The following is a 21,398-nucleotide window of genomic DNA, read 5'->3' as shown; positions in this document are numbered from 1 at the left end:
TCCCCGTCGAAGGCAATGGCAGGATTGTCCGCGATTGGGGCGCCGGATGCAAAAAAGCCGGAGCGGGTGCTCCGGCCAACATAGGTACGGAAACTACATTAAAACAGGGTGTTACCAGCACTTGCCCAGTTTGCCATCGACGCTGAAGGCGCCCGGACCGGCTGCGGCCAGCACCAGGAAGCCGCCGGCGATGGAGATGTTCTTCATAAACATGATCATCTGCATCTGATCGGCAGGCTGGTAGTGGAAAAGCAGGGCCGCCAGCACACAGAAACCGGCCAGCAGCAGTGACACCGAACGGGTCAACACGCCGGCGAGGATGGCCAGCCCGCCACCCAGCTCGAGCAGGATCACCAGGGGCAGCAACATACCGGGCACGCCCATGGCCTCCATATAGCCCTGGGTGCCGGCGTAACCGCCAATCTTGCTCCAGCCGGCCGAGACAAACATCAGGGCCAACAACACGCGCCCTACCAGCAGGGCGATATCTCTCATCTTGTCCATGTTCAACTCCTCGTCATCTCATGGCAGGTCAAAAAGGAGGGCGTCACTGGCGACATTGGCCACGAGATCCCATTTCACTTCATCGCGACTGAGCAGCCCGTCGCCGGGTCGGGCAGTCAGGCCGCCAGCGGCCAACTCCCCGGTAATCAGGTGCAGGTAGCCGTGGCGCCCAGAAAGGGCCCAGGTGAGACTTTCACCCGCCGCCAATTGTAGTCGCCATACTCGGGCCTGCTGGCGGATCCGGAAAGATCCACCTTCGCCGGTTGGCGAGGCCACCAGGGTCAACCCCGGCTGCGCCCCAATGCGTTTTTGCTGATAGCCAGGGGCAGTGTCCTGTTCATTCGGCTCGATCCAGATCTGCAACAAGGAGAGCTCCTCGCCGGGTGAGGGGTTGTACTCGCTGTGGCGGATGCCGGATCCCGCGCTCATCAGCTGAAACTCCCCGGCGGGGATCTGCTCCACGTGGCCCAGGCTGTCCTTGTGCTCTATGGTGCCGGTCAGCACACAAGTGAGGATCTCCATGTTGGCGTGAGGATGGGTCGCAAACCCCCCCTGCGGCTTCACATAGTCCTCATTGATGACGCGCAGGGCCGAGTGCCCCATCCACTTGGGGTCATAGTAGTGACCAAACGAGAAGCTGTGGCGGGTGTCGAGCCAACCGAAGTTGGCATGACCACGCTCCTCGGACCGTCTCAATGCAAACATGGCTCTCTCCATCCGATTCGATAATGAGAATCATAAAGAGGCTTGCTTCCCCTTGTTAGCGAGTTAATCTGAGGCGGACATTCAATATTTTTGAAGGAAATGATATGGGCAAGGAGCGGGCGCTGACCCTGGAGGCGATCAGGGCACTGGATGCCATCGAACGGCGTGGCAGCTTTGCCGCCGCCGCAGAAGAGCTGGGGCGGGTTCCCTCGGCCCTGAGCTATACGGTGCAAAAGTTGGAAGATGAGCTGGATGTGGTGCTCTTCGATCGCAGCGGCCACCGCACCCGCTTCACCCCCGCCGGCCGCATGCTGCTGGAGCGAGGGCGACAACTGCTTGAGGCGGCCGAACAACTGGTGGGCGAAACCCGCTCCCTGGCCCGCGGCTGGGAGACGGACATCACCCTGGTGGTGGATGCCCTGGTGCCCGTCGAGACGCTCTATCCCCTGGTCGAGTCTCTCGCCAGGGAGACCGACACCCGACTGCGCTTTCGTGGCGAGGCCCTGGCCGGCAGCTGGGAGTGTCTGGAGGATGGACGCGCCGACCTGCTCATCTCGAGCCTCAATCCCGGCACCATCATGACCGGCATCAAGTATCAGCCCCTGTTCGAAGAAGAGATGCTCTATGTGGCCCACCCCGAGCATCCCCTGCACAGTGAACCCGAGCCACTGGCCGATGAGACCCTGCGCCGCTACCGCGCCATCGCCGTCGCCGACACTGCCCTGCGCAAGCCACCCCTCACCTATCGACTGTTTGACAAGCAACCCAGACTCACCGTGAGCACCATGGCCGAGAAGCGCTCGGCCCTGCTGGCGGGGGTGGGTGTCGGCACCATGCCCCTGCGCTGGGTGCAGGAGGACATAACGGCCGGGCGGCTCAAGGTGATCAGCCCCGAATACCGTCACAGGGTGCAACTGGTCCTCGCCTGGCGACGCGACGTGATGGGCAAGGCCAAGAGCTGGCTGGTAAGGGAGATACCCAGGTTACTGGGCTAGATAAAAAGAAAGCGGAGCCCCGTCGGGATCCGCTCAATTTGCCAGGAAAGAATAAAAACCTTTCGGTTTAAAACCCTTAAATTGGAAGCAAACGGTCGACAACACAACCAGGAAGGCTTTGAAATCGACCACGTGAGAGAGTATGAACGGAGTTTTATTCATCACCAGCACTTTGTATTCGAGTAGAGGAATATGCACCAGCTAGTATCATATAGTGAGCCTGAGTAAGAGCACTGGTCTGGCCAATCCCTTGAAAAGCTTGGAATCTGAACAGTTATGCGATGAGATGGTCATTTGCAGTATCAAAAACTGCCTCCCTGCGGGGGAGACGAAAAAAGGGATAGTTTCATAAAAATGCACTTTAAGGGAGTGAATGCATGACCTACAGCCAAGAGTTGGCCAACAATATTCTGGAAACGCTCAAGAAAACCCTCAATGATAAAGGCATCCGCTATCAGACCCTGGCCGAGACCCTGGATGTCTCCATTGCCACCATCAAGCGGATGATGAACAAACCTTCACTCCCTTTCGATACCCTGCTGCAGATCTGCCATCTGGCCGGACTCTCCTTCGAAGAGCTGATGGAGCGGACCCAGGACGCCCAGAGCCGGCGCGCCGTCTTCACCAAGGAGCAGGACGACGCCTTTCACAACGAACCGGGCCTCTATGCCTTTCTCGCCAACATCTTCTGGCGCGAGAAGAGCCTTATCGACATCAAGCGCGAATACGGCCTGACCGATGCCTCCTGCTATCTCTATCTGCGCAAGCTGGAGAGGCTCGGCATACTTCAGCTTGGCATCGACAACAGCTACCACTTCCTCATCAGCGAACGGATCAGCTTCGAGCAACACAGTCGTTTCGCCAGGGCCCAGGCTCGACAGGCCATGACCATGCTGGGGGATTACCTGGTAGACAACATGCACAAGCCCAACAATTACATGGCGCTGTGCCAGCTTCATCTGGAAGAGCCGGAGGCCATGGCCCTCATCGAGCGGATGAAGGAGTACTGGCACAGCGAGCTCAAGCTCAATCGACCGGCGGTGGGTCAGCGAGAGGGGAGCAAGACCTACACCATGTCGCTGCAACTGGCCGACTGCGGCTATCAGAGCTTTGACGATCTGATCCCCAATATCGATAACTGAAGAGGCCGGTCACTGACCGGCCTCCCGTCAAAATTCACCCTCTTCGAGAAACTCGTCGGCGACCTCGGCCAGCTGGGGCCACAGCTCTTCCGGCACCCAGCCTTCGGGATCGTCCTCGTCACCGTCATACTGGCTCCAGAAGTAGCGACGCAGACCGCTGGCAAACTCGTCCTGTACCTCGGCCAGCTCGGAGAGCGGACCCATCCAGACGATACGACGCAGGCCTGAGGCCAGATCGTTGACTGCGTCCATCAGGCCACGATCGTCAAAGCTTTGCTCGATAAGCAGAGCGAAGCGCTCACGGGCGGCCTCAACCTGATCCTCATCGAGCTCGCCTACATCTGCCAGCAGATCGATGAAATCCCCCTGCAGGTATTCAAGCAGCGCATCGCGCTCCTCGAACCAGAGCAATTGCGCCCCCTTGGTGCCGAGCACTGAGCCGTCAAAAGAGTCATCCAGGTGGCACAAGGCCCAGGGATCATCAATCATCATCGCCACTATCTCTATATGGTTGGGTGGTAGAAGCTCTATGTTAAAACCTGCCCGCCTCCACTGTCACTCTCACGGGGAGCAGGTCAGGCTCGAGGCATTGGTCACCCCGTTATCCACCAACAGTGAGCAGGGCCCTGTGATGACCTGCCCCGTGCCCGGAGAGGTCATGGGAATGCTCATGGTCGACGGCTTGAGCAGATAGGTGCCGTTACCCTGTGCGGTATAAGAGAGGGTCAGCACCAGACTGCTCCCCTCCGGCGCACTGCAGGAGTAAGTGGCCGGCTGGTTGTTGGCCTGGGGCTTGTCGATCCGGCAGCTGGCCCCCGTCGTCGTGGTCGAAATGGACAGGCCATTGAAGGTGTTTTTGTTACAAGCTACAGGGTCGGGGTTGTTATTGCTGCTCTTCTCCAGGCAGGAGATACGCCCTGTCACCGTCAGGGTCGGTGTCGGCAGAGAGGCCACATCGATCTTGATCGGCAACTGCGCCGTCTTGCTGCCTGTTTGATCGAGAGGTGAGATGAGGGTGGAGGTGATCCCCGAGTTTCCCTGATAGGTCGTGGCCTTGATCGCTACGGCTTGCAGCACATTGCCAGCGTCCTTGGTGCTCTTCTTGGCCGAGAGGTACCCCCGGCTGTAGCTGCCGAAGTAGTAGTTGTTGAGATCGACGATGGTCTTCACCGGTTCATTGGTCACCGCCACATAGTCGGAGACATTGCCGCTAAGCTGCCCACTCAGTGGAACCAGGCTCCACTCCGCCAGCATGGTGAGGTTGATATCCTGGAAGGGGATCTTGGCCAGCAGATCCACGTCACCAAGGTCCGTAATGGTCTGCTGCAGGTAGTCCGGTGACATCAGATCCACATAGATGCCACGGGCGATAAGCTGAGCCGTCCCGGTCCCGGTCGTCAGGGTTGTGGTGCTATCCCCCCCGGCGGCTGCATGCACAGGTAGCCAATCGGCAAACTCCTCGATCGTCGGGGAGGAGACACTTCCCCCATAACTCCAGTTGAGGGTGTTCTTCTGCCAGGTGACATAGGCTTTGACCACATACTTGATGTAGTTCTGATAGCTGGTCTGGTTGGCGGGCTTGGCCAGAAAGTCAGCCGTGGTCACTATCACCTTGACCAGGTTCCAATCGGGTAGAGGTCGGTAATACCCGTCGAGTCTCACGAAACGGCAGGCATCCACATAGTGACCGCTGCTGGCAACCGAGAGAGAACTGTTATAACGCTGTCGAGGGGTCCGCAGGGGCGCATAGAACTGATCGAAGCTGGTCCCACTGCCATCGAAGTGATTCTTGCAGCAGCTGTCACAGAGGGCAGGCTGATCCTTGACGCTACTGTCGACGATCCCGGTGACCTTGCTGGTCTGATTACCGACCGTCCAATAGAGCAGGTTTCCCGAGGTGAGGCTGACCTGCCCGGGCAGATAAGAGGTCAGGGTGGAGCCATAGGTGCAAGAGCAGGAGACGGAGGCGAGATCCTGCAGCACCTGACGGGTCGTGCCACTGGCATCGGGCTTGTAGGTCACCGTCTCGAACTGGACCAGCTTGCCGACGGTCCCATCTTTGGAGGTCACGGTCGGCAGCGGCTTGCTGGTCTCCTGCTTGCGTCCTTCCGAGTCGATCTCGATCGAGATGACGTCCGGCGCCACCCCTGGGGTATAGCTCACCTGGGGCTGAGGGCGCGCCGTATCCAGTCCCCCGTTAATCTGATCCCCGGTCAACGACTCGGTCGGAGAGACGGCTCCGGAGAGCAGCAGGGAGCGCGTCTCACTCTGACTATCGCTCCAGCTCACCGTCACATCGATCACCTTGCGACCCGGATAGGTGTAGCGATAACCGGCGGGGGCAGTCGACTGCCAGGCCGCACCGTTCCAATACTGGTTGGCCACGCTCCAGCTCAGGTTATAGCTGTCCCCTGAGAGGGAGACACTACTGGTACCGGCCGTGATCGCGGCATAGGCCGTCTCGGGCGAGGTGGCCGCGATGATGCCATTGAAGTTGCGAAAGGCATCCAGCCTCGATTCGGCCAGACGCATGGCGATCTCATAACGCCGCCCATCCTGGGAGGAGAAGAGGGCACCCCGTGACATGGCTACCAACCCGGCGACTCCGACACCCAGTAACACCAGGGTGATCAATATCTCCAGCAGTCCAAATCCCTTGTGCTGCTTCATCGTGCCTCCTACCAATCCCGCCAGCTGCCCGGGATCAGACTAATGACCTGATAGGCCGCGCCATTCTCTATGTTGCTGAGCACGGCCGCATCATACCTGGCGTCATAGGTACCGTTGGCGTGTCCCAGCTGGTAATTCGCCACCAGGGCTCCATTAACAATCGCGCCCCCGGTCAGCTTCACATCCGTGGTGGCACTGGCCGGCGCCGACGAATAGGCAAAAACCAGCCCGTAGAGTTTCTGGTTACCGTTGACCGTCAGGTCCCCGTTACGCACGATCAACACGACGGGAGCGGCCGTGCTGCCCACATCGCCGCTCGGCTTGCACTCACCGTCGACTATGATGAGCCCGGTCGATGCCGGTCCGAGTGAGGCACAACTGGTCAATTTCTGGGTCGCTCTCGCCTCGAGGTTGGCCCAGCCGGCCGCATCATCCTTCTCGTTAAAGAGATACCAGACCAGATCGGTGGGAAACGTGGGGTCGTTATCCTTGATATCGGACTGCTTGTCCCCCTTCTGGCTGATGTTGGCCGAACAACCACCGCTGTAATCCCCCTGATGGCAGGTCTGACCCGAGCCGGTGATAAGATCCACGTTGCCATTGGTCCAGACGGAGAGCGGCACCCCGGCCCCTCCGCCGTTGGGATTGGCGACGACGGTGAAGTTGCCCCCCACCGCCATGCCCCCTGCGACAGTGAGCGGCGCCGCCGGGCTCCCCGCCAGTACCCGAAAGCGAACTGCTTTCACCTGGGTGGAGGCGGTGGCCGTGCCATCGGCCAGGGTCGACACGGCCCACACCGTTACCGGGACCACCTGAGTCGACCCTATGGTAATGGTGCCATCGAGTTCGCTGGCCGAGAGTAGATAAGAGCCCATCGCCTGACTGACGGTGGTCCCGTTGCTGCGCCAACCGGAGTCAATACCAAGACGTCCCAGACCATCGGAGAGGCCCAACTCTGAGAGCGCCATCGCCTGGCGATACTGCACCTCGTTAAGGGTGATCCGACGATCGGCGACCAGCAGTTTGCCCACCAGCACAGAGATGCCGATCAATATGGTGATGATGAGCAGGGTGACGGTGAAGGTCGTAAAGCCGCGTTGCTCTCTCATGGTATCAATACCCGTCATTACGCAGCTTGATATCCCGCTGCAGGCTCAGGGTCAGGGAGGGGGATGACTTGTCCCTGCCATCGATGGCGATACGGATGGTGCGAGCCCCCGATGAGACACTTCCCGCCATCAGTGAAAAGGTGAGGTTGGTGATCTCTATGGTGTTATCGGTGCTGAGCAGACTCCCGGCGGTACAAGTCGTACCAAGGCGAACCCCCTTATCGCTCGAACTGTAGTTATAGACGTAGGTCTCACTGCTATCGAGAACGCCGTTGTCATTATCGTCGTAATGAAGGCGAATGCAGCGATAGAGGCCCGAGCCGGTGGCAGTTTCACTCATCAGGTCCACCGATGACTCGAACTTGAAGGGAGAGGTGGTCCCTGACAGAAAGGCGGTGCTGGCAGAGGCATTGTCATAACCGGCACGCTGAATATCTCGCGCCATCATATCGGTGATGGCCTGCACCTCCTGATTGAGGCGGCTCACCTGCAGCGCCGTCTTGTTGGCCCGCACCACAGAGGCAAACAGCGCCGACACCGCCGCCACCAGCAGCAGGCCGGCCACCATGGCTACCATCAACTCAACCAGACTGAATCCACGGCTGCGAGTCAGCATGAAGGAACACCCCCTACCTGACTACCCGAGGGGGCACAGGTTCGTACCCGCCCCACATTGCTCGATACCACCTGCATGCTGTAGGCATCGGCACTCAGGGTAATGTTACCGCTTGGCATGCTGCCACGGCGGGGAGAAAACGCGATGGGGCGAATGTTGGTCGCACTCTCGCTGTAGCTTGCCGTCAAGCTGATACCGGGAAACTCGCTGGCATCTCCCCCCTTGCGCCCCTCCACACTGGAGCAACTGTCGGCACAGCTGCTGCAACTGCCCGCATCGATGGCAATGCGGTAGCACCAGCTGCTCTGTCCGCTGTTGAAGACGATGAGGGAGAGGGGTTGGTTGCGTTTGATGGCCTCGGACTTGAGCAGCATCATGTCGGTGTAGAGGGCGCTGGTTGCGGCCCGCACCATCTGTTCCTGGCGCAGGGATTGGTAGCTGGGCAGACCGACGGCCAGCAGAATGGCGACCAGGCTGACGGCCACCAACAATTCGATTAAGGTAAAGCCCAGAGACGATGAGTAACGACGGTCCATGAATGCCAGCGACTCCTGTCTGAGACCCGATGGGGGTCGGCAAAGACTATCCTATAGTATCAACCTGATTGGGGAAGCCTGCGAATGAGAGCCCGCTCACAATGTGGATTCAGCCTGATAGAGCTGATGATTGCCGTGGCCGTGGTGGCCATCATTGCCGCCGTCGCCTATCCCGCCTTCACCTCTGGCTTGCAGAAATCCCGCCGCGCCGAGGCGATCAAGGGACTGCTCTCCATGCAACTGCGCCAGGAAGAGCACCGCATCACCAATGCCAGCTATAGCAGCACCACGGCCCAGCTCGGCGCCCCCACCAGCGACTACTACGACTTCGCCGTGTCCGGTGCCTCGGCCACCGGCTACACCCTCACCGCCACCGCCAAGGGGAGCCAGAGCGGCGATACCGCCTGTGCCACCATGAGCATCAACAAGGCCGACACCAAGACGCCGGCTGACTGCTGGAAATAAAAAATGCCGGCCCAGGGGCCGGCATGCTCTTTTAGAGGATCCGCAGCTCGGCGGGTACCTCGAACACCACATTTTCTTCGCGGCCCGGGTGCTCGGCCACCATCTCGCCACCCAACTCGCGCAGCCGGCCTATCACCTGCTGCACCAACACCTCGGGGGCAGAGGCACCGGCGGTCACGCCGATGCGCGCCACCCCTTCCAGCCAGTGGGGCTCGATCATGGCGGCATCATCGATGAGATAGGCACGCGCCCCCACCTTCTCCGCCAGCTCGCGCAGGCGGTTGGAGTTGGAGGAGTTGCGCGATCCCACCACCAGCATGGCCTGCACCAGACCAGCCATCTCGCGCACGGCGTCCTGGCGGTTCTGGGTGGCATAGCAGATGTCATCCTTGCGCGGCCCCTGGATCTTGGGGAAATGGCGGCGCAGGGCGTCGATGACATCGGAGGTCTCGTCCACGCTCAGGGTGGTCTGGGTGACGAAGCAGAGATCGTCCGGGTTCTTCACCCGGAGTGTGGCGACGTCATCCGGGGTCTCCACCAGGTACATGCCCCCATTCGGGTTCTCGTACTGGCCCATGGTGCCAATCACTTCGGGGTGGCCGGCGTGACCGATGAGCACAGCTTCGGAGCCCTTGCGGCTGGCGCGATGGACCTCCATGTGCACCTTGGTCACCAGCGGACAGGTGGCGTCGAACACCTTGAGGGCGCGGGCCTTGGCCTTCTCGCGCACCGCCTTGGAGACACCGTGGGCGGAGAAGATGACGATGTTGTCATCCGGCACCTCGTCGATCTCCTCGACGAAGATGGCCCCCGCCTCCTTGAGCTTGTTGACCACGTAGCGGTTGTGCACCACCTCATGTCGCACGTAGATGGGCGCCCCGAACTTCTCCAGGGCACTCTCGACGATACTGATGGCGCGGTCGACACCGGCGCAAAACCCGCGGGGGTTGGCAAGCAGGATCTCCATCAGGCCTCCTCCAGCTCCTCGTCCACGGCCAGGATCTCGACCTCGAAGGTCACCGTGTGCCCGGCCAGGGGGTGGTTGAAATCGACGGTCACCGACATCCCTTCCACCGCCCGGACTATCCCCGGGATCTCGCCGCCGTTCGGCAGGCTGAAGCCGATGATGGCGCCCACCTCGGGTTCGGCATCGGCGCCGAACTTGGCGCGATCCAGGTGATGGACGTTGTCAGGGTTGGGCAGGCCGAAGGCCTGCTCCGGTGCCAGCGTAAAGCTCTTGGCGTCACCGGCACACAGGCCCAGCAGGCAGGCCTCGAAGTGCGGGGTCAGACTGCCATCGCCCATCACCAGCCTGGCCGGCTGACCGCCGAGCCGGGTGCTATCCGCCACCGAGCCATCTTCCAGCTTGATGGTGAAATGGAAGATGACCTGACTGTCGGCCCCAATGATATTGCTCATGCGTGCTCCTTGGCCTGTTTGTCACCGCGCAGGCCGTCCAGCACTATCATGGCGGCACCGATGAAGATGAAGCTGTCGGCCAGGTTGAAGGCCGGCCAGTGGGCACGACCCCAGTAGAAGTCGAGGAAGTCGACCACATGGCCCAACACCAACCGGTCAAACACGTTACCAAGCGCCCCGCCGATGATGCAGGCATAGGCGATGCCGCTCCACTTCTGCTCGGCCGGCTGCTTGCGCAGCCAGTGGGTCAGCAGACCGCAGATGGCGAAGGCCAACGCCGCGAAGAACCAGCGCTGCCAGCCTCCCTGATCGGCCAGGAAGCTGAAAGCCGCCCCCTTGTTGTAGACGTGCACCAGGTTAAAGAAGGGGGTGATCTCCACCCCCGGGTAGCCATATGGCAGCAGCTTGACCACGGCGAGCTTGGTCGCCTGGTCAAGGATAAAGGCCAGGGCAGCCAGCCACAGCCAACGCAGGCCACTCTTTTGTTGCATCATGTCACCCATCAGGCAAAGGAACGGACTTCGCCGTCACCGTCGACGTTGGTCACGCAGCGACCACAGATCTGCTCATGGCCGGCAATGGTGCCCACGTCTTCCACATGGTGCCAGCAGCGCTCGCACTTGGCGGCGGACGATTGCACCACGCTGACCCAGAGGTCGTCACGCTCGGTTGCCACAGCCCCCTCGGCAGCCGCCTCGGCGGTGACGACGGTGGCCTTGGAGGTGAGCAGCACGAAACGCAGCTCGTCACCCAGGGCCTTGAGCTGCTCGGCCAGAGCCGGCTTGGCGTAGAGGGTCACCTCGGCCTGCAGGGAGCCACCGATGCGCTTCTCGCCACGGGCGGCTTCCAGCGCCTTGTTGACTTCACCACGCACCTCGAGGATCTCGGCCCAGAAGGTGTCGCCCAGTTGCTCGTCGGCCGCCAGACCAAACAGCCCCTGGTACCACTCCTCGGTGAAGACAAACTTGGCACGCTCACCCGGCAGCAGGGCCCAGATCTCGTCGGCGGTGAAGCTCATGATGGGCGCCATCCAGCGCACCATGGCCTCGACGATGTGATAGAGGGCGGTCTGGCAGGAGCGGCGGGCCAGGCTGTCTGCCTTGGCGGTGTACTGACGGTCCTTGATGATATCCAGATAGAAGGAGCCCATCTCGACCGAGCAGAACTGCATCAGCTTCTGGGTGACCCCATGGAAGTTGTAAGCGTCAAACGCCTCGACGATCTCCTCCTGTACCGCCTTGGCGCGACCCACGGCCCAGCGATCCGCGACCACCATGTCGGCGGGAGCGACCATGTCGGTGGCCGGATTAAAGCCGTTCAGGTTGGCCAGCAGGAAGCGGGCGGTATTGCGGATACGACGATAGGCGTCGGCGGAGCGCTTGAGGATCTCGTCGGAGACGGTCATCTCACCGGTGTAATCGGTACTGGCGACCCACAGGCGCAGGATGTCGGCACCCAGCTTGTTCATCACGTCCTGGGGACTCACCACGTTACCGATGGACTTGGACATCTTGCGACCCTGGCCGTCCACGGTGAAGCCGTGGGTCAGCACCTGGTTGTAGGGGGCCTTGTCCTTCATGGCGACACCGATCATCAGAGACGACATAAACCAGCCGCGGTGCTGATCAGAGCCCTCCAGGTACATGTCGGCCGGCTTGCCGTTGAACTCGGGGCGGGCGTCAACCACGGAGGCGTGGGTCGAGCCGGAGTCGAACCAGACGTCCAGGGTGTCGGGCACCTTGTCATATTGATCGGCATCGGCACCGAGCAGCTCGGCCTTGTCGAGATCCCACCAGGCCTGGATACCGGCCTGCTCGACCCGCTTGGCCACCTCTTCCATCAGGCGGACGGAGTCCGGATGGATGGCCTGGGTCTCTTTATGGACGAACAGAGCGATGGGCACACCCCAGGTACGCTGGCGGGAGATACACCAGTCCGGACGACCCTCCACCATGGCCTGAATGCGGTTCTTGCCCCAGGCCGGCACCCAACCACTCTGGCCATGCTCGGCGATACCCTGGGTCTCGATGCGCTCGATCTCTTCCAGGGCGCGCTTGCGCAGACCGTTCTGATCCATGCTGATGAACCACTGGGGGGTGGCACGGAAGATGATCGGGGTCTTGTGACGCCAGCAGTGCGGGTAGGAGTGGTTGAAGACTCTGTGGTGCAGCAGGGCACCGCGCTCGGTCAGCACATCGACCACGGCCGCATTGGCCTTGAACACGTGCTGGCCGGCAAACAGCTCGGTATCGGGCAGATAGACACCGTTGCTACCGACCGGGTTGGCCACTTCCAGACCGTACTTCTGGCCGACAACGAAGTCCTCCTGACCATGGCCGGGGGCGGTATGGACGGCGCCGGTACCGGCATCCAGGGTAACGTGATCGCCCAGCACCACAGGCACATCGAAGTGGTAGAAGGGGTGGTTGAAGCGCAGCAGCTCGAGCGCCGCACCCTTGGCAAAGCCCAGATTGTGGTAGTGCTCGATACCGGCACGGTCCATCACGTCCTTGACCAGCTCGGTGGCCAGGATCAGACGTTCGGGGTTATCCCCCTCGACCTGCACCAGGGCATAGTCGAGGTCGGCGTGCATGGCGATGGCACGGTTGGCCGGCAGGGTCCACGGGGTGGTGGTCCAGATCACGGCAGAGAGAGGACCGTGGCCGAAATGGCCTTCGGCGCAGTCAAACTTGGCGGCGACCGCCTCCTCGTCGACGGCCTTGAAGCGCACGTCGATGGCGGGGGAGTTCTTGTCGTAGTACTCCACCTCGGCTTCGGCCAGGGCAGAGCCACAGTCGGTACACCAGTGCACCGGCTTGGAGCCCTTGTGCAGGTGGCCATTGGCCACGATCCTGGCCATGGAACGGATGATGTTGGCCTCGGTGCCAAAGTCCATGGTCAGGTAGGGATGTTCCCAGTCACCCAGCACACCGAGACGGATGAAGTCGGCCTTCTGAGCCTCGATCTGGGTCTTGGCATACTTGCGGCACTCTTCGCGAAACTCGGCCGGGGTTACTTTCTCGCCCGGCTTGCCGACCATGCCTTCGACTTTGAGCTCGATGGGCAGGCCATGGCAGTCCCAACCCGGTACATAGGGAGAGTCGAAGCCGGAGAGGCCCTTGGACTTGATAATGATGTCTTTGAGGATCTTGTTGACGGAGTGACCGATGTGGATGTTGCCGTTGGCGTAGGGGGGGCCATCGTGCAGGATGAAGGATTTCTTGCCCTTCTTGACGCTACGGATGGTGCCGTAGAGGTCCTGATCGTTCCAGCGCTGCAGCATCTGGGGTTCACGCTTGGCCAGATCGCCGCGCATCGGAAACTCGGTTTCCGGAAGATTCAGGGTGTGTTTGTAGTCGCTCATCGATCCAGGGTTCCCTTCATAACTAAAGAGTCATAACTAAAGAGTCATCACTTGAGAGTGCATTAAATAGAGTGCGAAACGGTCATCCCGTCACCAGCCCGAACCAGGCCCGGGCGGTGCGGGCATCCTGTTCAATCTGTACCTTCAAGGCATCAAACGAGGCAAATTTTTGCTCTTCACGCAACTTGTGGCGAAGCAGCACCTTGACCTGCTGACCATAAAGATCGCCCGAGAAGTCAAACAGATGAACCTCCAAACGGGCCTGAGTGCCGTTCAGAGTGGGTCGCTGCCCCACATTGGCAACGCCGGGGAAAGTCTTGCCGGAACATAACACTTCCACCGCATAGACGCCACTGACCGGCGCCACGCGCCGCTTCAGGGCCAGATTGGCGGTGGGAAACCCTATGGTCCTGCCCAACTTGTCTCCGTGAGCTACCCGTCCGCTGATGCTGTAGGGGCGTCCCAGCATCAGCTCCACCTCGGCCATACGGCCGGCTCGCAGCGCTTCGCGTACCAGGGTACTGCTCACCCGCTGGCGGGAGAGGCTGAAACTCTGGGTGCTGATCACCTCGAAACCGAAGCGCTGCCCCGCCCCCTCCAACCGGTGGAAATCTCCCTCTCGACCCTTGCCGAAACGGAAGTCATCCCCCACCACCAGGTAGCGAACCCCCAACTTGCCTACCAGCAGATCCTCGATAAAGGTCTCGGCGGACTGCTCGGCAAAGGCGTGGTTGAAGCGAACGCAGAGCACCCGGTCGATGCCAATGCCTCCGAGGGCTTCGGCCTTCTCTCGCAGGCGAGTCAATCTGGGAGGCGCCTTGGCATCGGCGAAGAGCTCCAGAGGCTGGGGTTCGAACAGCATGACACAGGCGGGCAGGCCGAGGCTGGCCGCCTTCTCCTGCAGCCGCGCCAGCACGGCGCGGTGGCCGAGGTGCACCCCGTCGAAGTTGCCAATGGTCAACACGCACCCCCGATGACGGGGGCGCAGATTGTGGATGCCGCGGATAAGCTCCATCAGTGCCTTGTGTCTTGCTGCTGTCGAAATCGCCGGATTATATCTCAGCCGGGCCCTGCGATCAGCCCTCGCGTCCCGCTTTCAGATGACGAGGGCGGATCCCGCTGGCCAGCAGCACGGCACCATAGACCGCGCCACCAAGCAGCAGCAGCTTGGTCAGCTCCAACGTCGCCTTAAGCATGGACCAGGCTCCCCACTGGGTCAGGTCGGGTGAGAGCCAGGCCAGCAGCGCCGCCATGAGGCCACCGGCCACCACCAGCCGCAGCAAAAAGAACCAGGTCTCGCGGGAGATGGAATAGATGCCCCCCTTGCGCAGCCCCAGATAGAGCAGGATGGCGTTGAGGGTTCCCGAACAGGCGGTGGAGAGGGCCAGCCCCACATAGTCGAGGGGATAGATAAAGGCCAGATTGAAGCCCATATTGGCCACCATGGCGATGATGCCGATACGCACCGGGGTCCTGGTGTCCTGACGGGCATAGTAGCCGGGGGCCAATACCTTGATCAGCATTAGCGAGAGCAATCCCGAGACGGAGGCGAGCAGGCTGGCGCTGGACATGGTCACTTCGTGCATGCCGAACTCACCACGCATGAAGAGTACCCGCAGGATGGGTTCACGCAGCACGGCGATGCCCAGCATGGCGGGCAGCCCCAACAGCAACACCATGCGTACCCCCCAATCCATGGTGCGGGCAAAGTCCGCCGCATCCGCATCCACATGCTTGCGCGACAGGGCAGGCAGGATCACCGTACTAATGGCGACACCAAAGAGACCGAGCGGGAATTCCAGCAGACGATCGGAATAGTAGAGGTGGCTGATGGCTCCGGTAGCCAGGAAAGAGGCCAGCATGGTGTTGAGCAGCAGGTTGATCTGGCTCACCGAGACCCCGAACAGGGCCGGGATCATCAGGGTACGGATCTTCACGACCCCGGGGTGATGCCATCCCCATTTTGGCCACACCAACATATTGAGCCGGCGCAGGAAGGGAAACTGGAACAGAAACTGTACCAGGCCGCCGAGAAAGACCCCGATCGCCAACGCCAGCTCGGGATCATCGAGCAGGGGCGAGATCCACCAGGCGGCGGCAATCATGGTGATATTGAGGAAGATAGGGGTAAAAGAGGAGACCCCGAAGCGACCGAAGGTATTGAGCACGGCCCCCGCCATGGCGGTAAAGGTGATAAACCAGAGGTAGGGGAAGGTGATCTTGAGCATCAGGCTCGCCATCTCGAACTTCTCGGCCGCCGGCCCCCCGTGCAGCCAGTCCCAGAACCAGCCCCAGCCAAACAGGGCGGTCAGGACACCCGAAAAGAGCACCCCGAGCAGGGTGACCAGGGTGACGATACCACCCAAGGTTCCCGACACCACGGCCAGCAACTCGCGCACCTTCTCCTCATTCCCCTCCTTCTTGTACTCGGTCATGACCGGCACGAAGGCCTGGTTGAATGCCCCCTCCGCAAACAGCCGGCGCAGAAAGTTGGGTATGCGGTTGGCGAAGAAGAAGACGTCGGCCGCCGCCCCCGCCCCCAGCAGATTGGCGATGACCACATCGCGCACCAGCCCCATGATGCGGGACAGCAGGGTCATGAACGAGACGATCATGCCCGATTTAATCAATTTCTTGCTCAAGGAAGGCCTCGGGAACTGTCAGAAAGAAATGAATGCTGCTAGAATCGGCCGACAGTTTACCCGCACGCCCGCTGACACACCATCGGGGGTCGGTGCTTATTTGCACAAATCGTTTGACAAAATGTGGTTGCAAGGGCATATTCCTCGGCCTTTGCAATACACTCGCTAAGACAGTTTTAGGAGTTTAACTTGGCTAACATCAAATCTGCTAAGAAGCGCGCGATTCAGGCAGAGAAACGTCGTCAGCACAATGCCAGCCGTCGTTCCATGACCCGCACCTACGTCAAGAAAGTGATCGCTGCTATCGCTTCCGGTGACAAGGCTGCCGCCGTTGCCGCTTTCGAGAAGGCTCAGCCGATCCTGGACCGCATGGCCACCAAGGGTCTGATCCACAAGAACAAGGCTGCTCGTCACAAGAGCCGTCTGGCTGCTCAGATCAAGGCTCTGGCCTAATCTACGCCTCGCAGTTCGATCGAACGAAAAAACCGGCAGAAATGCCGGTTTTTTATTGCACCTCGCTGCAGTAGAGGCGATGGAGCAAAGCGATCACCTCCCGCACCTCGCAACTGTTGAGCGAATAGTAGACGGTCTGCGCCTGTTTTCTCGTCGCCACCAGCCCATCACGCCGCAACACAGCAAGATGTTGTGACAAGGCTGACTGACTCAGACCCAGTATGGTGTTGAGCTCACCGACCGACAGCTCCCGATCCAGCAGATGACACAGGATAAAAAGCCGACGCTCGTTCGCCAACGCCTTGAGCAGGGCTACGGCACGGGCCGCATTGGCTTCCATCTGCTCGAGTTCCATGACCCTCTCCGATTGGTGAAAGGGTTGTATCATACTGGGAGTGAGCGACTTTTAAAATCCGACCGTGGGGGGATGCAGGTTGTCGAGGTTTTCGACGCCGCTAAACAGTGAGGAGAAGTCGCTCTCGCAGATACGCTTCACCGCTGGGTGCTGGATCATCCGCTCGGCGAAGATGACATGGTACTCCTCCTTCAGATCCTGAGTCTCCCCCAGCAGAACCACCCCCTCGCTCTCCAGGATCTCCTCCCGATAGATAGAGGGCGCCATGAAGATCCCCTGGTTGAAGAAGCCAAAGGCCTTCATCAGGGCCGCATCGTCAAACTCCCCCAATATCTGGGGCGTCACCCCCTGCTCTTCAAACCACTGGGTCAGCTGACGCCCCATGGCGGTACGACGCCCCGGGATAAGCAGTTTGCGCTCCTCAAGACAGGCAGGAAACGGCAGCTCGGGCAGGGGGGCCTTGCAGAAGAAGCTGACCCCGCAGCCACCGAGCCGCTTGGAGAGCAGTCCCGCGTGCTGGGAAGAGTCCACCGGACAGTCAGAGAGGATCATGTCGAGCTTGTGCTCGCTCAACTGCTCCAGCAGCAGCTCGTGGGTCGACTCAAAGCAACGCAGGTGAATCGACCCATCGTTGGGGATGACAGAGAGCAGGACCCGACTGGCCAGGCGTTTGGAGAGGGCATCGGCGATCCCGACATCGAAGAGGATCTGGTTCTCTTTGCGATAGTTGACGATGTCGAGCATCTCATAGGAGAGGCTGAACATGCGGTCGGCATAGCGGTAGACCAGCTGGCCCAGCTCGGTGGCTTCGAGAGAGCGTCCCTTGCGCTTGAACAGCTTTCCCCCGAGACGCTGCTCGAGCAGCTTGATCTGACCGGTAACGGTCTGGGGAGTCAGAAAAAGGGCTTCTGCCGCCTGGGTGACAGAGCCCTTCTTCTGGGTCATCCAAAAATAGTATAGGTGGTTGTAGTTAAGGTGTGACATCCCGTTTCGATTCCGCTGCACGCTGCCGGCTGGGGCAGCTCATCTCTGCGGCCAGAATGTCGTACATGTCGCTGGTCGAGTCAACCTTGCCGGCCGCGAACTCCTCCCGCAGAACCCCCTTGAGATAGAGGGGGTCCGGTCTGCCATGGCGACAATCGCTGCGGCCGGTCTGCTTGATTCGCTCGCCAACCCGGCTGCTGAGCGCCCGCTCGCCGAAAGTCTCACCGAAGGTGGCACGAGCCTGCCGATCCCCCATCATGAGGGCACTGTCGACCACACCGTTGAGGTAGGTCGCGCAGGCCTGGGAGGCTGCATCGCTCTTGCAAGCATCGATCCCCTCCCCTTGAGCCAATACCGAACCCGAAAACAACACGGCCATCATCCACACGGATCTCATTTATCCCCTCCTTCCATTGGCTTGTTTTGTGGCAAGGCCCAACGCAGGGCGAGATAGCCCACTATGGCCGCCAGGGTAGAGCCGCTCAGGATGCCGAGGCGAGAGTAGCTGCCATAGTCCAGACCACCGTGCTCAAAGGCCAGCGAAGCGATAAACATGGACATGGTGAAGCCGATCCCGCACAGGATACTGACGGCGAAAATGTGTCGGAAGTTAATCCCGTCGGGCATCTTGGCAATACCGGCTTTGACCGCCAGCCAGCTGATGGTGAAGACCCCGATCGGCTTGCCGACGAAGAGCCCCAGCATGATGCCAAGCGGCACCGGCTTGAGCATATCGGCCAGCCCGATCCCGGCCAGCGAGACCCCCGCATTGGCAAAGGCAAACAGCGGCAGGATCAGATAGGCAGACCAGGGATGCAGGGCATGCTCCAGATGCTTGAGAGGTGACTCATTGCGTTGACCCTTGAGGGGGATCATAAAGCCCACCACGACACCGGCCAGGGTGGCATGCACGCCGGACTTCAAGACCGCAACCCAAAGCACGATCCCCACCAGCATATAGGCCGAGATGCGGTCGACACCGCGACGATTCATCCACCAGAGCGCACCAATGGCCACCAGTGCCACACCGAGGGCAGTGGTAGAGAGCTGACTGGTATAGAAGAGGGCGATGATGACGATGACCCCCAGGTCATCCATGATGGCCAACGCCAGCAGGAACACCTTGAGGCTCAGGGGCACCCGTTTGCCGAGCAGGGCCATGACACCGAGGGCAAAGGCGATATCGGTCGCCGCCGGAATGGCCCAGCCGGCCCGTGCCACCTCGTCGGAGTAGTTGAACAGGGTATAGACCAGCGCCGGAGCCAGCATCCCCCCCAGGGCCGCAATGGCCGGGAAGGTGGCCTGCTCGCGGGTCGAGAGAGCCCCTTCGAGCATCTCGCGCTTTACCTCGAGACCGACCAGCAGGAAGAAGACAGCCATGAAGCCATCGTTAATCCAGAGCAGCAGCGGCTTGTTGATATCCAGGGCGGCGATACGCACCTGCACCGGCGTATCCAGAAACGCCTGATAGGCGCCAGACCATGAAGTGTTGGCCAGCAGCATCGCCAAGGCCGCAGAGAGGATCAGAATGATCCCCGATGCAGACTCCAGCCGCAGAAATCTTTTGACCATTTCACTCATTTCGTTGAAACCTCGTTGTGCTTGATTTCTCCAGTCTAGTTAAGGCGTTCCCCCTTTAAAAATCGATTCTAACTACCTTTAAACTCGAAAAAACCGAAGGGTTGTCGATTGAACGCGGAAATTATGAGGAGATCCGAAATGAATAAGGCGCCTTTCGGCGCCTCTTGTCAAACGGCTACGGGAGCCTTGATACCGGGATGGGGGTCATACCCCACTATCTCGAAATCGTCGAAACGGTAGTCAAAGATGGAGTCGGGCTTGCGCTTGATGATCAGGGTGGGCAGGGCGCGCGGCTCACGGCTGAGTTGCAGGGCCGTCTGCTCCATATGGTTGGAGTAGAGGTGTACATCACCGCCGGTCCAGACGAAGTCACCGACCTCCAGGTCGCACTGCTGGGCCATCATATGGGTCAGCAGGGCATAACTGGCGATATTGAACGGCAGGCCGAGGAAGACGTCGCAGCTACGCTGGTAGAGCTGGCAGGAGAGCTTGCCATCTGCCACATAGAATTGGAAGAAGGCGTGGCAAGGGGCCAGCGCCATCTTGTCGAGCTCACCCACGTTCCAGGCCGAGACGATGATGCGACGCGAGTCAGGATTGTGCTTGATGTCGTCCACCGCTTTCTGGATCTGATCGACCACGCCACCGTCCCGGGTCGGCCAGGAGCGCCACTGAGCGCCGTAGACCGGCCCCAGATCCCCGTTCTCGTCGGCCCACTCGTCCCAGATACTGACGCCGTTCTCCTTGAGATAGGCGATATTGGTATCCCCCTGCAGGAACCAGAGCAGCTCGTGGATGATGGAGCGCAGATGGCACTTCTTGGTGGTCACCAGGGGAAACCCCTCGGCCAGATTGAAGCGCATCTGGTGACCGAAGAGAGAGCGAGTCCCGGTGCCGGTACGATCCGACTTGTCGGTCCCTTCGGCCAGGATCTTGCGCATCAGCGCCTGATAGACCTTCATTTTGCACCCTCCGCCTTCACGCCGAACAGGGCCGGCTTGCGATAGGCCGCCCAGATCATCAGCAGCCCGGCCAGAATCATGGGGGTGGAGAGGATCTGCCCCATGCTGATCTCGTTAAAGTAGAGACCGAGTTGGCTGTCGGGTTGACGCACAAACTCCACGATAAAGCGGAACAGGCCATAGCAGAGCAGGAACATGCCGGAGATGGCCCCGCGCGGCGGATGCTTGCGCCAGAAGAGGTTCAGGATGACAAACAGCACCACCCCTTCCAGGGCAAACTGATAGAGCTGGGAGGGATGGCGTGGCTCCGGGCCGGCCTCGGGGAAGATCATGGCCCAGGGCACATCGGTTACCCGTCCCCACAGCTCGCCATTGAGGAAGTTGCCAAGACGGCCGACCCCCAGACCAAACGGCACCAGCGGCGCCACAAAATCCGCCACCGTAAAGAAGTGACGCTTGGTCTTGTGGGCAAACCAGATCATGGCGGTAATGACACCGATGAGGCCGCCGTGGAAGGACATGCCACCGGTCCACACCTTGAACAGGTAGAGGGGGTCGGCCAGGAAGAGATCGAAGTTGTAGAAGAGGACGTAGCCAACGCGCCCACCCAGGATCACGCCGAGAAAGCCATAAAACAGCAGGTCGGAGACCTCGTCACGGGTCCAGCCGCTACCCGGCTCATCGGCACGGCGCCCCGCCAGCCACATGGCGAAGGCGAAACCGAACAGGTACATCAGACCGTACCAGCGAACCTGAAGCGGCCCGAGGGCGAAGGCCACAGGGTCAAACTGTGGGAATACCCAATATCCGTCTTGCACTTGCATAGGAGACTCTGTCACGTGAAATTGAAGAGCCGCATTGTCCTATCATTCCCCACCTTGGGCAACCTTGCAGGC

The 21,398-nt window shown here is 60.4% G+C and carries 23 protein-coding genes; 4 read left to right on the top strand and 19 right to left on the bottom strand.

Annotated features, from left to right (window positions below; genetic code table 11):
• Positions 1-111 precede the first annotated feature (111 nt).
• Both AB5Y48_RS17105 and AB5Y48_RS17100 read right to left on the bottom strand, forming a co-directional pair.
• The gene (locus AB5Y48_RS17105; RefSeq protein WP_060583743.1) at positions 112-504 is read right to left on the bottom strand and encodes a DoxX family protein; all 393 of its coding nucleotides are present in this window, start codon (positions 502-504) and stop codon (positions 112-114) included.
• Between the two features lie 18 nt (positions 505-522).
• The gene (locus tag AB5Y48_RS17100) at positions 523-1,209 is read right to left on the bottom strand and encodes a pirin family protein (protein ID WP_368165238.1); all 687 of its coding nucleotides are present in this window, start codon (positions 1,207-1,209) and stop codon (positions 523-525) included.
• Positions 1,210-1,313: 104 nt separating this feature from the next.
• On the opposite strand from AB5Y48_RS17100, the gene AB5Y48_RS17095 reads away from it, so the two are divergent.
• Positions 1,314-2,204 carry a LysR family transcriptional regulator gene (locus AB5Y48_RS17095; protein WP_050667822.1) on the top strand — a complete coding sequence of 297 codons (891 nt, stop codon included), beginning with the start codon at positions 1,314-1,316 and terminating at the stop codon, positions 2,202-2,204.
• Positions 2,205-2,581: 377 nt separating this feature from the next.
• Positions 2,582-3,346: a helix-turn-helix transcriptional regulator gene (locus tag AB5Y48_RS17090; protein ID WP_060583741.1), complete on the top strand. Its 765-nt coding sequence runs from the start codon at positions 2,582-2,584 to the stop codon at positions 3,344-3,346.
• 27 nt (positions 3,347-3,373) lie between these two features.
• Here AB5Y48_RS17090 and AB5Y48_RS17085 read toward each other — a convergent pair whose 3' ends face one another.
• The 5 genes from AB5Y48_RS17085 to AB5Y48_RS17065 all read right to left on the bottom strand — a co-directional run bounded on the left by AB5Y48_RS17085 (position 3,374) and on the right by AB5Y48_RS17065 (position 8,277).
• Positions 3,374-3,835: a hypothetical protein gene (locus AB5Y48_RS17085; protein WP_050667866.1), complete on the bottom strand. Its 462-nt coding sequence runs from the start codon at positions 3,833-3,835 to the stop codon at positions 3,374-3,376.
• A gap of 72 nt (positions 3,836-3,907) precedes the next feature.
• The gene (locus tag AB5Y48_RS17080; protein ID WP_368165236.1) at positions 3,908-6,016 is read right to left on the bottom strand and encodes a prepilin-type N-terminal cleavage/methylation domain-containing protein; all 2,109 of its coding nucleotides are present in this window, start codon (positions 6,014-6,016) and stop codon (positions 3,908-3,910) included.
• A gap of 8 nt (positions 6,017-6,024) precedes the next feature.
• The gene (locus AB5Y48_RS17075; protein WP_368165235.1) at positions 6,025-7,125 is read right to left on the bottom strand and encodes a PilX N-terminal domain-containing pilus assembly protein; all 1,101 of its coding nucleotides are present in this window, start codon (positions 7,123-7,125) and stop codon (positions 6,025-6,027) included.
• A 4-nt stretch (positions 7,126-7,129) separates the two neighbouring features.
• Positions 7,130-7,741 carry a PilW family protein gene (locus tag AB5Y48_RS17070; RefSeq protein WP_224161707.1) on the bottom strand — a complete coding sequence of 204 codons (612 nt, stop codon included), beginning with the start codon at positions 7,739-7,741 and terminating at the stop codon, positions 7,130-7,132.
• The gene (locus AB5Y48_RS17065; protein ID WP_050667819.1) at positions 7,735-8,277 is read right to left on the bottom strand and encodes a GspH/FimT family pseudopilin; all 543 of its coding nucleotides are present in this window, start codon (positions 8,275-8,277) and stop codon (positions 7,735-7,737) included. The genes AB5Y48_RS17070 and AB5Y48_RS17065 overlap by 7 nt, the downstream gene beginning before the upstream one ends.
• Positions 8,278-8,361: 84 nt before the next feature.
• Between AB5Y48_RS17065 and AB5Y48_RS17060 the strand changes: the two genes are divergently transcribed.
• Positions 8,362-8,742, top strand: a complete 381-nt coding sequence (locus AB5Y48_RS17060; protein WP_050667818.1) for a type IV pilin protein — start codon at positions 8,362-8,364, stop codon at positions 8,740-8,742.
• 31 nt (positions 8,743-8,773) lie between these two features.
• On the opposite strand, the gene ispH is transcribed toward AB5Y48_RS17060, so the two are convergent.
• The 6 genes from ispH to murJ all read right to left on the bottom strand — a co-directional run bounded on the left by ispH (position 8,774) and on the right by murJ (position 16,167).
• A complete protein-coding gene (gene ispH, locus AB5Y48_RS17055) occupies positions 8,774-9,709 on the bottom strand; it encodes a 4-hydroxy-3-methylbut-2-enyl diphosphate reductase (RefSeq protein ID WP_050667817.1) in 936 nt (311 codons plus the stop codon).
• Positions 9,709-10,161 carry an FKBP-type peptidyl-prolyl cis-trans isomerase gene (fkpB, locus tag AB5Y48_RS17050; RefSeq protein ID WP_050667816.1) on the bottom strand — a complete coding sequence of 151 codons (453 nt, stop codon included), beginning with the start codon at positions 10,159-10,161 and terminating at the stop codon, positions 9,709-9,711. The genes ispH and fkpB overlap by 1 nt, the downstream gene beginning before the upstream one ends.
• Positions 10,158-10,664, bottom strand: a complete 507-nt coding sequence (gene lspA / locus AB5Y48_RS17045; RefSeq protein ID WP_050667815.1) for a signal peptidase II — start codon at positions 10,662-10,664, stop codon at positions 10,158-10,160. The genes fkpB and lspA overlap by 4 nt, the downstream gene beginning before the upstream one ends.
• A complete protein-coding gene (gene ileS / locus AB5Y48_RS17040; RefSeq protein ID WP_368165232.1) occupies positions 10,664-13,525 on the bottom strand; it encodes an isoleucine--tRNA ligase in 2,862 nt (953 codons plus the stop codon). The genes lspA and ileS overlap by 1 nt, the downstream gene beginning before the upstream one ends.
• An 82-nt stretch (positions 13,526-13,607) precedes the next feature.
• Positions 13,608-14,540 (bottom strand): bifunctional riboflavin kinase/FAD synthetase, encoded by a 933-nt coding sequence (gene ribF, locus AB5Y48_RS17035; RefSeq protein WP_050667813.1) that lies wholly within the window; start codon positions 14,538-14,540, stop codon positions 13,608-13,610.
• 61 nt (positions 14,541-14,601) lie between these two features.
• Positions 14,602-16,167 carry a murein biosynthesis integral membrane protein MurJ gene (gene murJ / locus AB5Y48_RS17030; RefSeq protein WP_050667812.1) on the bottom strand — a complete coding sequence of 522 codons (1,566 nt, stop codon included), beginning with the start codon at positions 16,165-16,167 and terminating at the stop codon, positions 14,602-14,604.
• Between the two features lie 189 nt (positions 16,168-16,356).
• On the opposite strand from murJ, the gene rpsT reads away from it, so the two are divergent.
• Positions 16,357-16,620 carry a 30S ribosomal protein S20 gene (gene rpsT / locus AB5Y48_RS17025; RefSeq protein WP_005345658.1) on the top strand — a complete coding sequence of 88 codons (264 nt, stop codon included), beginning with the start codon at positions 16,357-16,359 and terminating at the stop codon, positions 16,618-16,620.
• 52 nt (positions 16,621-16,672) lie between these two features.
• Here rpsT and AB5Y48_RS17020 read toward each other — a convergent pair whose 3' ends face one another.
• From AB5Y48_RS17020 to lgt, 6 genes are all read right to left on the bottom strand, one after another.
• Complete coding sequence (locus AB5Y48_RS17020; RefSeq protein ID WP_050667811.1) at positions 16,673-16,975, bottom strand: metalloregulator ArsR/SmtB family transcription factor; 303 nt, start codon at positions 16,973-16,975, stop codon at positions 16,673-16,675.
• A 51-nt stretch (positions 16,976-17,026) separates the two neighbouring features.
• On the bottom strand, positions 17,027-17,959 hold the full coding sequence (nhaR, locus tag AB5Y48_RS17015) for a transcriptional activator NhaR (RefSeq protein ID WP_050667810.1): 933 nt from the start codon (positions 17,957-17,959) through the stop codon (positions 17,027-17,029).
• Positions 17,946-18,338: a hypothetical protein gene (locus tag AB5Y48_RS17010; protein ID WP_050667863.1), complete on the bottom strand. Its 393-nt coding sequence runs from the start codon at positions 18,336-18,338 to the stop codon at positions 17,946-17,948. The genes nhaR and AB5Y48_RS17010 overlap by 14 nt, the downstream gene beginning before the upstream one ends.
• Positions 18,339-18,352: 14 nt before the next feature.
• A complete protein-coding gene (gene nhaA / locus AB5Y48_RS17005; protein ID WP_368165229.1) occupies positions 18,353-19,540 on the bottom strand; it encodes a Na+/H+ antiporter NhaA in 1,188 nt (395 codons plus the stop codon).
• 167 nt (positions 19,541-19,707) lie between these two features.
• On the bottom strand, positions 19,708-20,502 hold the full coding sequence (gene thyA / locus AB5Y48_RS17000; protein WP_136612732.1) for a thymidylate synthase: 795 nt from the start codon (positions 20,500-20,502) through the stop codon (positions 19,708-19,710).
• Positions 20,499-21,326 (bottom strand): prolipoprotein diacylglyceryl transferase, encoded by an 828-nt coding sequence (gene lgt / locus AB5Y48_RS16995; RefSeq protein ID WP_050667807.1) that lies wholly within the window; start codon positions 21,324-21,326, stop codon positions 20,499-20,501. Before lgt ends, thyA begins: the two co-directional genes overlap by 4 nt.
• Positions 21,327-21,398 lie beyond the last annotated feature (72 nt).

It is taken from the genome of Aeromonas sp. R6-2 (assembly GCF_040908155.1).
In the GTDB taxonomy this organism is placed as follows: Bacteria; Pseudomonadota; Gammaproteobacteria; order Enterobacterales; family Aeromonadaceae; genus Aeromonas; species Aeromonas schubertii.
Note: the sequence above shows the minus strand (reverse complement) of the source record. Positions and strands in the feature narration are given on the sequence as shown.

Bases quoted from the DNA above. Each gene is read 5' to 3' on its own strand.
- AB5Y48_RS17085 (WP_050667866.1), bottom strand. From the start codon at position 3,835: ATGATTGATGATCCCTGGGCCTTGTGCCACCTGGATGACTCTTTTGAC.
- AB5Y48_RS17080 (WP_368165236.1), bottom strand. From the start codon at position 6,016: ATGAAGCAGCACAAGGGATTTGGACTGCTGGAGATATTGATCACCCTG.
- fkpB (WP_050667816.1), bottom strand. From the start codon at position 10,161: ATGAGCAATATCATTGGGGCCGACAGTCAGGTCATCTTCCATTTCACC.
- AB5Y48_RS17075 (WP_368165235.1), bottom strand. From the start codon at position 7,125: ATGAGAGAGCAACGCGGCTTTACGACCTTCACCGTCACCCTGCTCATC.
- AB5Y48_RS17065 (WP_050667819.1), bottom strand. From the start codon at position 8,277: ATGGACCGTCGTTACTCATCGTCTCTGGGCTTTACCTTAATCGAATTG.
- AB5Y48_RS17060 (WP_050667818.1), top strand. From the start codon at position 8,362: ATGAGAGCCCGCTCACAATGTGGATTCAGCCTGATAGAGCTGATGATT.
- ribF (WP_050667813.1), bottom strand. From the start codon at position 14,540: ATGGAGCTTATCCGCGGCATCCACAATCTGCGCCCCCGTCATCGGGGG.
- ispH (WP_050667817.1), bottom strand. From the start codon at position 9,709: ATGGAGATCCTGCTTGCCAACCCCCGCGGGTTTTGCGCCGGTGTCGAC.
- AB5Y48_RS17095 (WP_050667822.1), top strand. From the start codon at position 1,314: ATGGGCAAGGAGCGGGCGCTGACCCTGGAGGCGATCAGGGCACTGGAT.
- ileS (WP_368165232.1), bottom strand. From the start codon at position 13,525: ATGAGCGACTACAAACACACCCTGAATCTTCCGGAAACCGAGTTTCCG.
- AB5Y48_RS17105 (WP_060583743.1), bottom strand. From the start codon at position 504: ATGGACAAGATGAGAGATATCGCCCTGCTGGTAGGGCGCGTGTTGTTG.
- lgt (WP_050667807.1), bottom strand. From the start codon at position 21,326: ATGCAAGTGCAAGACGGATATTGGGTATTCCCACAGTTTGACCCTGTG.
- thyA (WP_136612732.1), bottom strand. From the start codon at position 20,502: ATGAAGGTCTATCAGGCGCTGATGCGCAAGATCCTGGCCGAAGGGACC.
- AB5Y48_RS17020 (WP_050667811.1), bottom strand. From the start codon at position 16,975: ATGGAACTCGAGCAGATGGAAGCCAATGCGGCCCGTGCCGTAGCCCTG.
- AB5Y48_RS17090 (WP_060583741.1), top strand. From the start codon at position 2,582: ATGACCTACAGCCAAGAGTTGGCCAACAATATTCTGGAAACGCTCAAG.
- nhaR (WP_050667810.1), bottom strand. From the start codon at position 17,959: ATGTCACACCTTAACTACAACCACCTATACTATTTTTGGATGACCCAG.
- lspA (WP_050667815.1), bottom strand. From the start codon at position 10,664: ATGGGTGACATGATGCAACAAAAGAGTGGCCTGCGTTGGCTGTGGCTG.
- AB5Y48_RS17070 (WP_224161707.1), bottom strand. From the start codon at position 7,741: ATGCTGACTCGCAGCCGTGGATTCAGTCTGGTTGAGTTGATGGTAGCC.
- nhaA (WP_368165229.1), bottom strand. From the start codon at position 19,540: ATGAGTGAAATGGTCAAAAGATTTCTGCGGCTGGAGTCTGCATCGGGG.
- AB5Y48_RS17100 (WP_368165238.1), bottom strand. From the start codon at position 1,209: ATGTTTGCATTGAGACGGTCCGAGGAGCGTGGTCATGCCAACTTCGGT.
- AB5Y48_RS17010 (WP_050667863.1), bottom strand. From the start codon at position 18,338: ATGGCCGTGTTGTTTTCGGGTTCGGTATTGGCTCAAGGGGAGGGGATC.